Source organism: Flammeovirga sp. AWQ4_249, from assembly GCF_056161045.1.
In genome coordinates this window covers 1-15,236 of record NZ_JBSWYJ010000071.1, presented here as the reverse complement: position 1 = coordinate 15,236, position 15,236 = coordinate 1, and the positions used below count along the sequence as shown (strand labels likewise).

Below are 15,236 nucleotides of genomic sequence, written 5' to 3'. Positions count from 1 at the left end.
TGTGAGAATATGTTTTTTTTATGCAACTCAAAGTTAATTGAGATACTTAAACTTTTCTCACACTTTTTTAAACGTTTAGGACGCTATTGATATAAAACACTAATTAATAATTACCCAGAATATATTCAGTCTATCCCTTTAAAATACCTGTCTTCTTATCTAGGAATTACGCAAAGACATTTAAGTAGAATTAGAAATCTGAAAAATTTATAGACAAATGTCCTTCTTATGTGTTGTTATAGAAAATACTTTTGTAGAATAATAAAAAACAAAAGAAGAATGAAGACAACAATAATATTAGCGCACCCATGGCATGGCAGTTTTAATAAAGCAATTTTTGATACTGTAATTGCTAAGTTAAAAGAGCAAAAGAAGGAATATCAGGTGATTGATTTATATAAGGACAACTTTGATCCTGTTTTAAGAGAAGAGGACCTAGCGTTATATAGCAAAGGAGAAACTACAGATAAGCAAGTGCATCAATATCAGGAAATGTTGAAAGAAACGAATGAGTTGGTTTTTATTTTTCCTATTTGGTGGTATGATTTACCTGCTATTTTGAAAGGTTTTATTGATAAGGTGATGTTGAAAAACTTCTCTTATATAGAAACAAAAACTGGTTTAGTAGGGAAATTGACACATATTAAAAAATGCCTTGTGATAACTACTTCCGAATCTCCAACATGGTATCTCAAATTGTTAGGTGGTAACGTAATAAAGAAAGCATTTATAAAAGCAACACTAAAAGGAGTGGGCATTCGTAATGTTAAATGGTTAAATTCCTCATCTACTTCTTCAAGTAAAAGAATTAAAAAAGAAAGATTTCTTAAAGAAGTAAATTTAAGATTTTAATGGTAAAGGCTTCCCAAATCAAGTTAGGAAGCCTTTCATATTTATATATAGATTTCTCCTTTCATATATAAGACAGCGTTTCCACTAATCAATACACGATCCTCTTTTAATACACAATGAAGTTCGCCACCTCTGGAAGATAATTGAAGAGCTTTCATTTCAGTTTTCTTTAATTTTTCACTCCAATAGGGAATCAGTACTGTATGTGATGACCCTGTAACTGGATCTTCATTTACACCTATTCCAGGGTGGAAAAAACGAGAAACAAAATCGACCTCATTTCCTTTGGCAGTGACCACAATTCCAAGATTTGGACTTTCCTTAAGAAGTAAATTGAAATTTGGCGTAATTGACTTTACAATTTCTTCTGTTTCAACTTCTGCAATTAAAAACATTCCTTGTTGGCTGCAAGTTATAACCTCACAGTGAAGAGCATCTTCTAAGAAATCAGGAACAATGCTATCAGAAGGTGGTTCTGATGGGAAATTTAATTCATAGCCATGCTTATTTTTTTGTACAGAAAGAGTTCCACTCAAGTGAGAATGAAAATGAATAATTGCGCTATCAATTTTTTCAATTTCGAAAAGATAAAAAGCACTTGCTAAAGTCGCATGTCCACACAATCTTATTTCAGTTTCAGGTGTAAACCAGCGAATTATGTATTGATTTTCTTCTTTTACAAAGAATACTGTTTCTGCTAAATTGTTTTCCATTGCAATATTCTGCATCAATGTTTCATCGATCCAATACTCAAGTGGAACAACGGCAGCAGGGTTGCCTTGAAAAGTTTTTTTACAAAAAGCGTCAATTTGATAAATAGTTAGTGTCATGTTTTTAGATTTAGTTCGACAAATAATTGAATGCTTTTTAAATTGCTATCAAGCTGTGAATTATTTACATATTTTAAAACTTTCAAAACTATGAAATCTATTATACTTATTCTATCAATCTTTATTTGTTTTAACTTTTTATCATGTATTCCTCAGGGTGAGGAACCTACTCCTCTTGACTTATCAACTTTAACTCCAGACGATGATATCGGATCAGGAGATATGGATACAGGCGATTCTTCAGAAGCTTTAATGGGAGAATTCAAAGGGAGTGCTCATCCTACATCTGGATCAGCTTCTATTGAAGATAATGTTTTGACGCTAGAATCAGATTTTAGATCAGACAATGGACCAGATTTATATATTTATTTAGCACAAGATTTACAAGGTAATGGGTTTATTAATTTAGGAACTTTAAAAAGTACATCGGGTGTACAGACATATGATATTCCTGAAGGAGTTGATTATACCAAGAATAAATATGTATTGGTTTGGTGTAAAGCTTTTAGTGTATTATTTGGATATGCAGAAGTAGAATAAAAAAATTAAGAGTTAAGAATAAAGTAATCTAGTTCTTCATTCTTAACTCATAACTCTTAATTAAAATAAGTGATAGGCGATCAATGCTCCAAAGTAGGCTAGCCCACTCATGTAAGCAAATTGAATAGTCGGCCATTTCCAGCTCTTTGTTTCTCTTTTTACAACCGCAAGTGTAGACATACATTGCATGGCAAATACATAAAATATCATTAATGAATATGCAGTTGCAGTGGTAAATTGATGTTCTCCTGTGACGGGATCTATCGAAGAGGCTAATCTATCTCTTAGAGGGGCAATTTCTTCTTCAGCAGAACCAACACTGTAGATTGTAGCCATTGTGCCTACAAAAACTTCACGAGCAGCAAATGAAGTAACTAGGGCAATACTAATTTTCCAATCAAAACCTAAAGGTTTGAAAATAGGTTCAATTGTTTTACCTAAAATTCCTACATAAGAAGCTTCTAATTCCTTAGAGGCTACATAATCAGCAGTAGCAGTTTCATCTAATTGAAGATCTACAGCTTCAATTTCAGCTTTAGAAGTAGCTTCTTCAATTGAATTACCAGGACCATAAGTGGCTAATGCCCATAATATGATGGATACAATGATAATTACTTTTCCTGCCTCAGTCACAAAAGTATTTACTTTTTCGCTTACAGTTAAAGCAACATTTTTCCAATGTGGCATTTTATAGCTAGGTAATTCCATTGCCATAAAAGTCGGAGCGTCTGACTTTAAGATTAATTTAAAAATCCAGCCTGCAATTAATGTAGCAACTATACCCAGAAGGTATAATCCCATAAATGCTAACCCTTGAAGATTAAAAATACCAGCTACAGTTTCATCAGGTACAGCGAAAGCAACTAGAATAGCATAAACAGGGATTCTTGCAGAACAAGAGATTAGAGGAGTAACCATAATTGTAATCATCCTTTCTTTCCAATTACTGATTGCTCTAGTTGCCATGACGGCAGGGATAGCACAAGCACCTCCTGAAATAAGAGAGATAATAGATCTACCACTCATTCCGAATTTCATCATTAAGCGGTCAAACATATATACAGCTCTTGACATATATCCAGATTCTTCCATCATTGAAATTAAGAAGAACAATATAGTAATCTGAGGGACGAATACCAGTACACCTCCTAAACCGGCAAGTACACCATCAAGTAAAAGATCTGTTGCCCATCCTGAAGGTAATACACCTTTTAAATATTCACCTAAGTTAGCAATACCTCCATCAATCCAATCCATAGGAGTAGAAGCCCAAGAGAAAATAGATTGAAAAACTAAAAGAAGTAATACAAAGAAAATTGCAGGACCAAATACTTTATGGGTGATAATTCTATCGATTTTATCAGTTAAAGAAGAAGATTTCATCTGATGAGACTCTTTCACAACTTCTTGAATTAGTGGACTGATAAAATTATAACGTTGAAGTGTCTCGTCAATTTGGAATCGCATGTCTTTGTAATCATGAGATTCTCTGATTGATTTAATTTTACTTCTAGTAGAATCATCAAGAAATGGTAGTTCATTAACATGATGAGCCCAAAGAGAAGCTTGGTATGAGTTTATATTTTGTTCAGCATTCTGAATTTCTTCTATAACTGCTATCTCAGTGGTATTCTGAGTATACGTTTGAAGCATTTCTTTTTGATCATTATCAATGACCTCAAGAATTGCTTTTTTAACTAAATCTATTCCTTCACCCGATCTACCATTGATTGAGATAACAGGTAATTTTAATTTTTTAGATAATTTATCAACATCAGTGAATTGTCCTTTTCGTTCAGCAATATCACTCATATTTAAACCTAAAACCATTGGGATATTTAGTTCTTTTACTTGTGTCAGAAGTAAAAGGTGACGTTCTAAATTTGTAACATCAGCGATATAAATAATGGCATCAGGGTAATCATTAGAATCTGGATTGGCAAATGTATTTAAAACTACTCTTTCGTCAGAAGAAGTAGGATACAAGCTATATGTACCAGGGAAATCAATAACCGTTGCTTTAATATCTGATGATAAACTGGTAGTACCAATTTTTTTATCTACAGTAACACCAGGGAAATTTCCTACTTTTTGTCTTAATCCAGTTAATTGATTAAAAACAGATGATTTTCCAACATTTGGATTACCTAGTAGTGCGACTTGAAGTTTTTTAGTGCTCATATATTTAGACCTCCTGAATAGTAGCAAAAACAGTTTTAGCTTCTTGGTGACCTAATGCGAAAGATTGTCTTTCAGATTTTAAGTATAATGCGCCTTTAAATGGTGCTTTTCTAACTACTGTAATAGGTTTACCAGGGTATAGTCCAAGTTCAATTAATCGGCTACCAATTAATTTATCTTTAAACTCAGAAATGATTCCAATTGTGTTTTTTGGAAGCTTATCTATACTTACTAATTTATTGTTATTATCCATTTACTCTATGAGGAGTTTTATTTAGACTTATTATTGATAACAAAGGTACAATTACAGAGCAATTTTTAAAATAGAATTAAAGCAAACATTCTTTATAGAGGGTTGATATTTATCTTTTTATCAATTTTTGTATAAATTGAGGAACAACTTTCACTTAAATAAGCAACATGCAGTCAACTACGGACTATCAATTTATTTCAGAATCATTATTTGTACCCGTTAAAGAAAGCCAACTTTACGTCAAAAGATATACACAAACTACAGCAAAAGAAGCTGTATTAATGATCCATGGAAGCGTAGAAAGTGGGCGAATTTTTTACTCTTTAAAAGATAAAGGAATAGCTCCATTTCTAGCAGAAAAAGGATTTGATGTCTTTGTACCTGATTTTAGAGGTAGAGGAAAAAGTACTCCTCCTGTTTCAAAAAATAGTCAGAATAGACAGATACATGCTATTGAGGAAGAAATTCCGGCATTATTGGAGGAAATTAGAAGGCATCATAGTTTAGATGTGCCAATTCATATAATAGCACATTCTTGGGGAGGAGTTTGGATGTTAGCTCATTTAGCAAGACATCCAGAGTTGAATATTGCTTCAATGTGTTTCTTCGCCACAAAAAGAAGTATTACAGTTGATACTTTCAAGAAAAGATTTGAAGTTGACTTTGTTTGGGATGTGATTGGAGGACTTGTTACTAAGGCTGTTGGTTTCCTTCCTGCTCGTCAAATGAAAATAGGGCAAGAGAACGAGTCGAAAGGAGTTTATGAGGATTGTAAAAAATGGGTTTATGCTCAAAGTGAATGGATAGATCCAAGTGATGATTTTGATTACTTAGAAGCATTTCGAAAAGCAAAGAATATACCTCCCACATTGTATTTGACTGGAAAAAAAGAATATTACTTAGGCCATGAATCTGATGTTAAACGTTTGATGAAAGAGATTAATAACGAAGCAGATCAATTTATTCTGCTATCAAAAGACAATGGACATGCTTTAGATTATGATCATATTAATATCTGTACGGCAAAAGAAGCAGTCAATGATCATTTCCCAATAATTTATGATTGGCTTCATAAATATTCAAAATAAGATATAAAAAAAGCACTTCTAATTTCTTAGAAGTGCTTAAAACATTTGGGCGAACGATGGGATTCGAACCCACGGCCCTCGGAACCACAAACCGATGCTCTAACCAACTGAGCTACGATCGCCGTTTTATTGCGATGCAAATATAGTTGGATTATTCTTAAATAACCAAAGCTTTTTGCATATAAAAAGCGATTTATTTTATAAATCGCTTAGATTCAGTAGGAAAAAGTGGACTCATGATCCTAATGAAAGGATCATGAGTTTGTATAAACATCCCACATTATATTAAACCCCTAATTACTTAAGGAATAACATTTCAGAGTATTTCGGTAATGGCCATTCAGCATCATCAACGAATAATTCAAGACGGTCAACTGCTCCACGAATAGTGTCAAAGTATTTCGTTTTGATACTATCACAGAATTCAACAGCTTGAGCGTTTGTATCTTCAATAGCTAGAACTCTATCGCGCTCAATAACCATTGCAGCCACACCTTGTTTTGCTGTCTTCATGAAACCAGTTACTTCTTCGATAGTAGTAACGATTGCAGAAGCATCTAATCCAAGATCTTTTAACTTAGTAGCCGAATCTACTAACTTAGCAACATAGCTAGTAGCAGCAGGGATTACTTTGTTCAATACGATTTCTTCCATAGCCTTAGATTCAATGTCTATCTTAGTAGAGTAGATCTCAGACCATACATCATGACGAGCTTCGATTTCTTTTTCACTAAACACGTTATGCTTAGCAAAGATCTCTTTCGCTTGAGCAGAAATAAAGAAGTCTAATGCTCTTGGAGTATCTTTTACGTTAGAAAGACCTCTAGATTCAGCTTCGTCAACCCACTCTTGAGAGTAACCATCACCTTCGAAACGGATAGCCTCAGATTCTTTGATATATGTTACTAATACTTCTCTGATTGCTGCTTCTTTATCAGTACCAGCAGAAATCTTAGCGTCTACAGAAGCTTTGAATTGTGATAATTGCTCAGCAACGATCAAGTTCAATATTGTCATTGGAGTTGCAGTGTTTAGGTGTGAACCTACAGCACGGAACTCAAATTTATTACCTGTAAATGCAAAAGGAGAAGTACGGTTACGGTCAGTGTTGTCTAACTTAAGACCAGGAATCTTGTCGATACCTAACTCGATGAACTCGTCACCACCTTCTTGGTATACTAATTTACCTGATTCAGCAACAGTATTTAAGAAATCAGTTAATGTAGATCCTAAGAATACTGACATAATTGCTGGAGGCGCTTCGTTTGCACCTAAACGGTGATCGTTACCTGCAGAAGCAATTGATGCTCTTAATAAATCGCCATACTCATGTACAGCTTTGATTGTATTTACTAAGAAAGTTAAGAAATATAGTGAACCTTCAGGTTGGAAAAGGTTTCTTCCTTTGTTTGTAATTAATGACCAGTTGTTGTGCTTACCTGATCCGTTTAAGTTAGCAAATGGCTTTTCGTGTAATAATACAGCGAAGTTGTGCTCACCTGCAACTTTTTCCATTACGTCCATCATTAACAAGTTGTGATCCACACCTGTGTTGATTTCTTCGTATAATGGAGCTGCTTCGAATTGACCTGGTGCTACCTCGTTGTGACGAGTAGTAATAGGAATACCTAATTTATGGCATTGGAATTCGAAGTCTTTCATGAATGCTGCAACTCTTGGAGCAATTGAACCAAAGTAGTGGTCATCTAATTGTTGACCGTGTGGAGGTTTTGCACCAAATAATGTACGACCTGTGATGTATAAATCAGGACGTGCAGCGTAAAATGCTTTGTCAACTAAGAAGTATTCTTGCTCACAACCTAATGAAGCAGAAATACTTGTTACACCATCCTCGAAGTAGTTACATACGTCAATAGTTGCCTTATTGATTGCCTCTTGAGCTTTCAATAATGGTGTTTTATAATCTAATGTATCACCTGTGTATGAAACAAAGATAGTAGGGATACATAAAGTATTATTACTAATGAAAATAGGAGATGAAGGATCCCAACCTGTATAACCACGAGCTTGGTTAGTTGCACGGATACCACCGTTAGGGAATGATGAAGCATCTGGCTCTTGTTGTGTTAACGTAGAACCTTTAAATGTTTCAATTCCTTTTGTATAATCAAAGAAAGAGTCATGTTTCTCAGCTGATGAACCTGTTAATGGTTGGAACCAGTGAGTATGGTGAGTTACACCTTTTGAAATAGCCCAAGTTGCAACAGCAGATGCGACAGCGTCAGCAGTAGCTTCATCGATTTTTGTACCATGTTTAACAGCTGATTCTACTTTTTTGTAGATAGCAGGAGCTAATGCAGTTTTCATTTGTGGAAGACCGAAACAATCTTCTCCAAAATAATCAGAGATTTTGTTTGATGGCGTTTCTACATTTTTAGCACTTCTAGAAGAAGCGGTCTCTAAGGCGTTAAAACGAAGATTTGTCATTGTTCTAATGTGAGATTAAAAAAAACTATTGCTAGAACTTTTCTAATTACTCTATGTTTGAGCAGTTTAGTTTGTTCATTAGCAGAAGTCGTTATAATTTGTTTACCTTGTAAATATCACTCTGTTTTTTAAAAAAATCAAGAAAAAATTGAATTTATAGGTAATTTTTAATTCAAATAAGGAATAATTAATGAATTTTTTAAAAATGCAGGTATTTTTTTAGGGAATATGTTATGAAGCGGTATATTCTTTTATTTTTAGCCTTATAGTTGAAATATTATCTTTTTAAAATATGATTTAGGTGTATTAATTAGTCTATTTCGATGAAAAAAGAAGTGAATTTTTCTTTTTTAGGGTAAATTTTAATGAAAGTCATAAAAAAAGAAAGCCGATACGAAATACGCACCGGCTTTTATATAAAGATCTATAATCTTAATTTTTTAGAAAGCATATACAACAGCTAATGTACCTTGAGTTGCAGATCCTGTAGCTTCACCGTCTCCGTTAGAGAAGATGTCTACATCAGCAGTATCCATTCTTAATTCTGGAATTAACATTAATGGACCTAAAGCAACGTTTCCTGATAAAGTGAATGCATTGATGCTTACATCTGAATCAACTAAGTTGCTCTCAGCGCTAAGCATTCTGTCTGTATTTTTGAAGTTCTCGTATCTTACACCTAAAGTGAAAGTTTCTGAAAGTGCATATTGTACATAAGTTGCTACACCAGTGTATAATTGACCTTCTCCTTCTGGTGAATCTCCTGTTTTATCAGCCCAAGCCGCGTTTAAACCAAAGTAGAAAGCATCTGTAATTTGGTAACCTGCAGTGATGTCTAATACTTGTCTAGTTGATGAGTGGAAACCATTTAAGTAAACATCTAAACCATCAACTGGTGCTAAGTATAATTGACCACCGATACCGCTCATACCTAAATTAGGAGCAGCTGAGTAAGAATCCCATTCGTTTGTAAATACACCTAACATTAATGATACTTTGTCAGAGAATGCATAATCAAATTTTAAACCTGCATTTTGGAAAGGACCATTAGAGAATAAGTAAGAAGTTGAGTAGTTGAAGTTTCCTGTTGGAGAAATCACTTCATAACCAACAAATGTACCCATGAAACCAGCAGTAGCTGAAAGTTTTTCGCTTAATTGGTATGAAGCATATAAGTTTTGGATATGGAATTGAGCGTCAGGAATAGAGTTGTTACTTCTTGTACCAAATGATAAATCTGCAACAAATGATGCTTTACCTAAGCTTTGTGATAAAATCACATTCGCCATACCTAAACCAATCGAATTCTGAGTGTCATTGAAAGATGTTCCAATGTTTGGAGTATCTTGACCAGAGAAATCATAATTATAATATAAGTCAACTGATCCAGAAATTGATAATTTATCAGCTTCTTCTTCAGTAGTTTCTTCTGTCTTTTCAGTGTTATCAGCAATTACAATTTCTTTTTCAGCTGAATCTTGAGCAAAAGCTATCGAACCCGCTACCATTAGTGGAGCGATTAAAGAGAATAATTTAGTCTTCATTTTAATAGAAAATTATAGAGGTGAAATAATATAAATTATAGATAAGTAATTACAATGCACACAATCTGTAGTTACTTGATTTAAATGTTCATTACCTTAGTTAAAGAGAGTAACGAGATAAATATAAGTGGGATGAATAATAATATTTGATACGAGACTAACGTATTACGTATACAAATTTATTATTTGTTAGAGTGAGGAGGATGTTTATAAGTCCTCCTCATTCTATTTGTTTATATCTTAGTTGTCGAAAGTGATAGTGTAACCACGGATACCGTGCTCGTGACTATCAAGACCTTCTGATTCGTGTTCTTCAGAAACTCTTACGCCAACTGTGAATTTCAATGCAAAGAATAATGCTAATGAAGAAGTGAATGCTACAGCACCATAAGCTGCTACACCGATCAATTGAGTTAAGAACTGATCAACACCTGCTTTTGCTCCTAATACACCAATTGCTAAAGTACCGATGATACCACAAGTTAAGTGAACTGAAACTGCTCCAACACAATCATCTAATTTGAATTTATCCATTGTTACAGCAGAGATAACTACTACAATTCCACATACAACACCAATTAGAATTGATTCGTTTGGTGACATTTGATCAGCACCAGCAGTAATACCTACTAAACCAGCTAAGATTCCGTTTAATACCATACCCAAGTCGTAACGCTTGAACATTAGGTAACCACCGATCCAGCCACCAACACCACCTGCAGCTGCAGCTAAAGTTGTAGTAACTAATACTAATGAAATAGTTTGAGCGTCTGCTGAAAGAACTGATCCACCGTTGAATCCGAACCATCCAAACCATAATAAGAATACACCGATTACAGCTAAAGGTACTGAAGAACCTGGCTTATCAACTACTTTACCGTTAACATATTTACCTTTACGAGCACCAATTGCAATGATACCTGCTAATGCAGCCCATCCACCAACTGAGTGAACTACTGTAGATCCAGCGAAGTCATAGAATCCCATTTGAGATAGCCATCCGCCACCCCAGTGCCATGATCCTAATACTGGGTAGATGAAACCTACTAAGAAGAAAGTGAAGATGAAGTAAGAAGTGATTTTGATTCTTTCTGCTACAGCACCTGAAACGATTGTAGCACAAGTTGCAGCGAACATTGCTTGGAATAAAAAGTCAGTCCAATATGTGTAAGCACCGCCTGCATAACCTATTGAAGTATCAGGAGTTAAACCAAATCCTGAGAAACCAAAGATACCATTGAATTCTCCTGGATACATAAGGTTGAACCCGAACCAAGCGTAAGAAATTAATCCTACTGATAAATCAACTGTGTTTTTGAATAGGATATTCACTGTGTTTTTTGCTTGAGTAAAACCAGCTTCTACACATGCGAATCCTAAAGCCATGATGAATACTAACATTGTGGATACTAACATCCACACATTACTGATTGTTAGATTAGTTACTTGTAATTGTTCTGCAGTAACTGCTTGCGTTACCGCTTCCGTTGCCAATGTAGCATCGGCAAGTAGGTGAATTGTTGAGAACATTGCAGTCAAAATTAAAATTATAGATAGTATTTAAAAATTCGAGAGACTTACTGAGTGATATATCCGCTTATCGGGGAGGCCCCAATAAACGGATCACTCACATCTATAAAGGAATACTTGCTTCGAAAAAGAATCTCAGCTTTTTTCCTTGATTTCTTATACAAGTGTAGAGTTAAATACTTCTATTTGCAAATCTTAACATGAAAATTTAACCTAATTCATTGAAAAAATAGATAATTTTCAAAAAATAGGGTGTTTTTTTAACGATGTTATAATGATATAAGGTGAAATAATATATAGATAGGGTTAATTTTAAACCTGATATTCTATTTTAATAGAATAATTTTAAAATATGGGTCTAATTTTAACCTTCCTTCTGTAATTTGATATGGATTTTCAGTAAATCCCTTGATTTTTGGACTAATTCCTTTCTGAATAAGTGATTTTAGTTGTGACTTTGTGATTTTTTTACCGTAAATTTCAAAATTCACCTTAAAATCACACCCATTTTTCCAATTTCCACAACCAAAAGCTGTTTTTCCCTCTAAAATTTGACCTTTTTGGCATTTTGGGCATATTAAAGGTTTCTCTTCTACCTTTTGGAAAGCAATTTTAAACTGATTATCTAATTTTAAGATGCCATTTACAGTTTCACCATTTATTTTCAATCCTTTTATTTCAGGAGTGTTTCCTTTAATGATTAAAGATTGAATCTGTTTATCTGTTAGTTTTTTATTCTCATATTTAAAAGGAACAAGGAAATCACACTCTTTTGTTTTCCAACCTAAACATCCATAGGCACTATTGCCTTTTATTACCTCCCTAGTTTTACATTTAGGACAAGTAATACTTGTATCTTTAGGAGTAGACTTCTTATTTGTAGTTTTTACCTTTGGTAAAGATTGAGTTGGTGTTTCAATCTTAAAATTAGAACGAGAAACTTTTACATTTTGAACCACTTCTGTTACCATTTCTTTAATCTCATTCATAAAAAGATTGATGTCATAAGTACCATCTTCAATCTGACGAAGCTTTTTCTCCCAAATTCCAGTAAGTTCAGCAGATTTTAGTAATTCATTTTGAATTGTTTTCACGAGGTCTACGCCAGCTTGAGTTGGAACAAGGTTCTTTCTTTGTTTTTCTATATATTTTCTTCTGAATAAAGTTTCGATAATATTAGCACGTGTAGATGGACGACCAATACCATTTTCTTTCATCGCTTTTCGAAGTTCTTCATCATCTATATTTTTACCTGCAGTTTCCATTGCACGTAAAAGTGTTGCTTCAGTATAGAGTTTTGGAGGTTTTGTCTCCTTATTATTAATGAAAGGTTTATGAGGGCCTTTTTCACCCTGTTGAAAAGTAGGGAGCGTTTGTTCTTCTTCTTCACCTTTTTTCTTTTTACGCTTCTTCTCCTCTTCTTCGTCTTTTTTAAATAATACTCTCCAACCTGGATCCAAGACTTCTCTACCTGTAGTTTTAAAGTCTATAGTTTCTACTTTTCCTAAAACTTCTGTTTTTGCAACTTTACAATCTGGATAAAATGCAGCAATAAAACGTAAAGCCACTAAGTCATAAACGGCTGCTTCTTGGCTCGTTAATCCTCTAGCAGGAATTTTCGTAGGAATAATGGCATGGTGATCTGTTACTTTTTGATCATTAAATACCTTTTTTGTTTTTCGAAAGGGTTTTCCAAAAAGTGGAGCTGTTTCATTAGCAAACTTCGTTAAAGCTTTTAATGTAGGGCCAACTTCAGGGTACAAGTTATTCGGAAGGAAAGTGGTATCAACACGAGGATAGGTAAGAAACTTTTTCTCATAGAGACTTTGAGCAATTTTTAAAGTTTGCTCAGCAGAAAAACTAAACTTCTTATTACATTCTACTTGTAAAGAAGTTAAGTCAAATAAATAAGGGTGGGATTCTGTTCCCTCTTTTCTTTTGAAAGAAACAATCTCAAACTCTTTATTATTAATTAAGTTTAAAGCTTGTTTGACTTCCTCTTCCTTTTCAAAACGTCCTTTCGTAGCACTGAAAGTGATATCTCTATACTTGGTTTTTAATTCCCAATATTTTTCACTTTTAAAATTTTGAATTTCAAGATAGCGATTTACAATCAAGGCTAAAGTTGGAGTTTGGACCCTACCTATAGATAATAATTGTTTGTACCCACCATATTTAATGGTATATAAACGGGTAGCGTTGATCCCTAATAACCAATCACCAATAGCACGAGCACTACCTGCAGCATATAGTAAATCAAATTCATTTTCGGATTGTAACTTATTAAAACCATTACGAATAGCTTCTTCTGTTAAAGACGAAATCCATAACCTTTTTACAGGTACCTTGCATTTTGCTTGATGTAACACCCAACGTTGTATCAATTCACCCTCTTGACCAGCATCACCACAGTTGATGACTTCAGTTGCTTTCTGAACAAGAGATTCGATTACTTTAAATTGATTTTTAGATCCTTCATTGTCAATAAGCTTTATAGCAAATTTCACAGGAACAATAGGCAAGGTTACCAGGTCCCAACGTTTTAAGGAAGCATCATAATCATGAGGTTCTTTTAAGGTACATAAATGACCGAAAGTCCATGTGATTTGATAGCCATTTCCTTCATAGTAGCCATTTTTCTTTTGTTTGGCTCCAACGATCTTGGCAATCTCTCTTGCTACACTTGGTTTCTCGGCAATACAAACTTTCATCTTCCTCTAATGCTGATTTGATTTAATAAATTCTTGGTTGAAATTCTGAAAAAAAAAGGAATTATGGGATCAAAAAATTAAAAAAATAGATTGATCAATCTACTATTGATATTAATTAATTGATTAGTAGTGAATTATGTTATAATTATATTTATGATAAAAAAAATACATTTTCATTTACTTAATCATTAAGTATTCTTAAAAAGGTGAATAAACTAACTTATTATATATGTTGAATCCTTTTATTAATTCATTTAAACTGTTAAATTAAATTGATAGAATTCTTTTGAATTTAAAACACCCAAAACTATCAATTATGAAAAAGAACTTACTGTTAATATTTTTCAGTTTACTTTTAGTGTCAGTCACTTCTTATGCACAAACTGCTGCTGATATGGAAAAAATGATTACAACAATCGTTGAGCAGAATAAAGTCGGGCATAGCAAAGCAAATGTGGATAAAATGATGAATCATTTTCGTGCTGATGTAATGATCAATGTGTCAAGAATATCTGTGGATGGAAAAAGGTATCATAGAGTCCTAAGAAAAAATGATTACAGATCTCTATTTATTACTCAGTATAATCAAGGGGTTCATCGTGAGTCTGAAGTAAAAATACATTCTTCGCAAGTGCAAGGTGAGGTAGGTGTAACAATTTTCACATTAAACTATACATTGCTTAATGATGAAAATGGAAAAGTTCTTTCCAAAGGTATAGAATATATTACTGCGACTTTTATTGCTGAAGATAAAAAATGGAGTGTCCTTGAATTGAGTATTACTGATATTGAACAAGAGCAATTCCAAGGTAAATGTTCTTGTGAAATTTATTCAAACCCTAATACAGGAAGTGTAATTGCAAAAGTAGGTGCACCAAAGGGAGACCGTTTTGAAAATGAATTAAATAATCTTTATTCAAAACAAATTGATGGGCAAACCTTTTTTATGGTTCAGGGAGTGATTTTTCAGTGGTTTGGTAAAAAGGAACTGTGGACTGTAGATGCTTCTTATGATAAAATTGAAAAACTCGGTGCAGCTAAAAATAAGAAAACTGCCATGAAATTATTAATGATGTATTTATATAAAGATGAATGCTCAGATATGGATATGATATTCTAAAAATACAATGCAACGAAAAAATCCCACATCTATATGAAAGATGTGGGATTTTTTTTCTGAAAAAGTATTGTGAAGTATACCTTCTACTTGTAGTATTTGGGCATATTTATTCCTTTACATTCTCTAATGTATTTTCATT

At 33.5% G+C, this 15,236-nt stretch carries 11 protein-coding genes and 1 tRNA gene; 4 read left to right on the top strand and 8 right to left on the bottom strand.

Going from position 1 to position 15,236, the window contains the following annotated elements:
- The first annotated feature begins 279 nt into the window (after positions 1-279).
- Entirely contained in the window at positions 280-852 is a 573-nt protein-coding gene (locus ACXAHM_RS25315; protein ID WP_474966733.1) for an NAD(P)H-dependent oxidoreductase, read from the top strand.
- A 41-nt stretch (positions 853-893) separates the two neighbouring features.
- Here ACXAHM_RS25315 and ACXAHM_RS25310 read toward each other — a convergent pair whose 3' ends face one another.
- Complete coding sequence (locus ACXAHM_RS25310) at positions 894-1,682, bottom strand: PhzF family phenazine biosynthesis protein (protein WP_474966731.1); 789 nt, start codon at positions 1,680-1,682, stop codon at positions 894-896.
- A gap of 90 nt (positions 1,683-1,772) precedes the next feature.
- Between ACXAHM_RS25310 and ACXAHM_RS25305 the strand changes: the two genes are divergently transcribed.
- Entirely contained in the window at positions 1,773-2,222 is a 450-nt protein-coding gene (locus tag ACXAHM_RS25305) for a DM13 domain-containing protein (protein ID WP_474966729.1), read from the top strand.
- A 60-nt stretch (positions 2,223-2,282) separates the two neighbouring features.
- Here ACXAHM_RS25305 and feoB read toward each other — a convergent pair whose 3' ends face one another.
- The gene (feoB, locus tag ACXAHM_RS25300) at positions 2,283-4,403 is read right to left on the bottom strand and encodes a ferrous iron transport protein B (protein WP_474966727.1); all 2,121 of its coding nucleotides are present in this window, start codon (positions 4,401-4,403) and stop codon (positions 2,283-2,285) included.
- A gap of 4 nt (positions 4,404-4,407) precedes the next feature.
- The gene (locus ACXAHM_RS25295; RefSeq protein WP_474966724.1) at positions 4,408-4,656 is read right to left on the bottom strand and encodes a FeoA family protein; all 249 of its coding nucleotides are present in this window, start codon (positions 4,654-4,656) and stop codon (positions 4,408-4,410) included.
- A 167-nt stretch (positions 4,657-4,823) separates the two neighbouring features.
- On the opposite strand from ACXAHM_RS25295, the gene ACXAHM_RS25290 reads away from it, so the two are divergent.
- Entirely contained in the window at positions 4,824-5,744 is a 921-nt protein-coding gene (locus ACXAHM_RS25290) for an alpha/beta fold hydrolase (RefSeq protein WP_474966722.1), read from the top strand.
- 48 nt (positions 5,745-5,792) lie between these two features.
- On the opposite strand, the gene ACXAHM_RS25285 is transcribed toward ACXAHM_RS25290, so the two are convergent.
- The 5 genes from ACXAHM_RS25285 to ACXAHM_RS25265 form a co-directional block, all read right to left on the bottom strand.
- A tRNA-His gene (locus ACXAHM_RS25285) sits at positions 5,793-5,866 on the bottom strand.
- 175 nt (positions 5,867-6,041) lie between these two features.
- A complete protein-coding gene (locus ACXAHM_RS25280) occupies positions 6,042-8,192 on the bottom strand; it encodes a glutamine synthetase III family protein (protein ID WP_474966720.1) in 2,151 nt (716 codons plus the stop codon).
- Between the two features lie 440 nt (positions 8,193-8,632).
- Entirely contained in the window at positions 8,633-9,736 is a 1,104-nt protein-coding gene (locus ACXAHM_RS25275; protein ID WP_474966718.1) for an outer membrane beta-barrel protein, read from the bottom strand.
- Between the two features lie 240 nt (positions 9,737-9,976).
- Entirely contained in the window at positions 9,977-11,266 is a 1,290-nt protein-coding gene (locus tag ACXAHM_RS25270) for an ammonium transporter (protein WP_474966715.1), read from the bottom strand.
- A gap of 326 nt (positions 11,267-11,592) precedes the next feature.
- Positions 11,593-13,977: a type IA DNA topoisomerase gene (locus tag ACXAHM_RS25265; protein ID WP_474966713.1), complete on the bottom strand. Its 2,385-nt coding sequence runs from the start codon at positions 13,975-13,977 to the stop codon at positions 11,593-11,595.
- A gap of 316 nt (positions 13,978-14,293) precedes the next feature.
- Here ACXAHM_RS25265 and ACXAHM_RS25260 point away from each other — a divergent pair, with 316 nt between their 5' ends.
- A complete protein-coding gene (locus ACXAHM_RS25260) occupies positions 14,294-15,097 on the top strand; it encodes a hypothetical protein (RefSeq protein WP_474966710.1) in 804 nt (267 codons plus the stop codon).
- Positions 15,098-15,236: the final 139 nt, after the last annotated feature.

Bases quoted from the DNA above. Each gene is read 5' to 3' on its own strand.
- ACXAHM_RS25295 (WP_474966724.1), bottom strand. From the start codon at position 4,656: ATGGATAATAACAATAAATTAGTAAGTATAGATAAGCTTCCAAAAAAC.
- ACXAHM_RS25315 (WP_474966733.1), top strand. From the start codon at position 280: ATGAAGACAACAATAATATTAGCGCACCCATGGCATGGCAGTTTTAAT.
- ACXAHM_RS25265 (WP_474966713.1), bottom strand. From the start codon at position 13,977: ATGAAAGTTTGTATTGCCGAGAAACCAAGTGTAGCAAGAGAGATTGCC.
- ACXAHM_RS25260 (WP_474966710.1), top strand. From the start codon at position 14,294: ATGAAAAAGAACTTACTGTTAATATTTTTCAGTTTACTTTTAGTGTCA.
- ACXAHM_RS25270 (WP_474966715.1), bottom strand. From the start codon at position 11,266: ATGTTCTCAACAATTCACCTACTTGCCGATGCTACATTGGCAACGGAA.
- ACXAHM_RS25290 (WP_474966722.1), top strand. From the start codon at position 4,824: ATGCAGTCAACTACGGACTATCAATTTATTTCAGAATCATTATTTGTA.
- ACXAHM_RS25275 (WP_474966718.1), bottom strand. From the start codon at position 9,736: ATGAAGACTAAATTATTCTCTTTAATCGCTCCACTAATGGTAGCGGGT.
- feoB (WP_474966727.1), bottom strand. From the start codon at position 4,403: ATGAGCACTAAAAAACTTCAAGTCGCACTACTAGGTAATCCAAATGTT.
- ACXAHM_RS25305 (WP_474966729.1), top strand. From the start codon at position 1,773: ATGAAATCTATTATACTTATTCTATCAATCTTTATTTGTTTTAACTTT.
- ACXAHM_RS25280 (WP_474966720.1), bottom strand. From the start codon at position 8,192: ATGACAAATCTTCGTTTTAACGCCTTAGAGACCGCTTCTTCTAGAAGT.
- ACXAHM_RS25310 (WP_474966731.1), bottom strand. From the start codon at position 1,682: ATGACACTAACTATTTATCAAATTGACGCTTTTTGTAAAAAAACTTTT.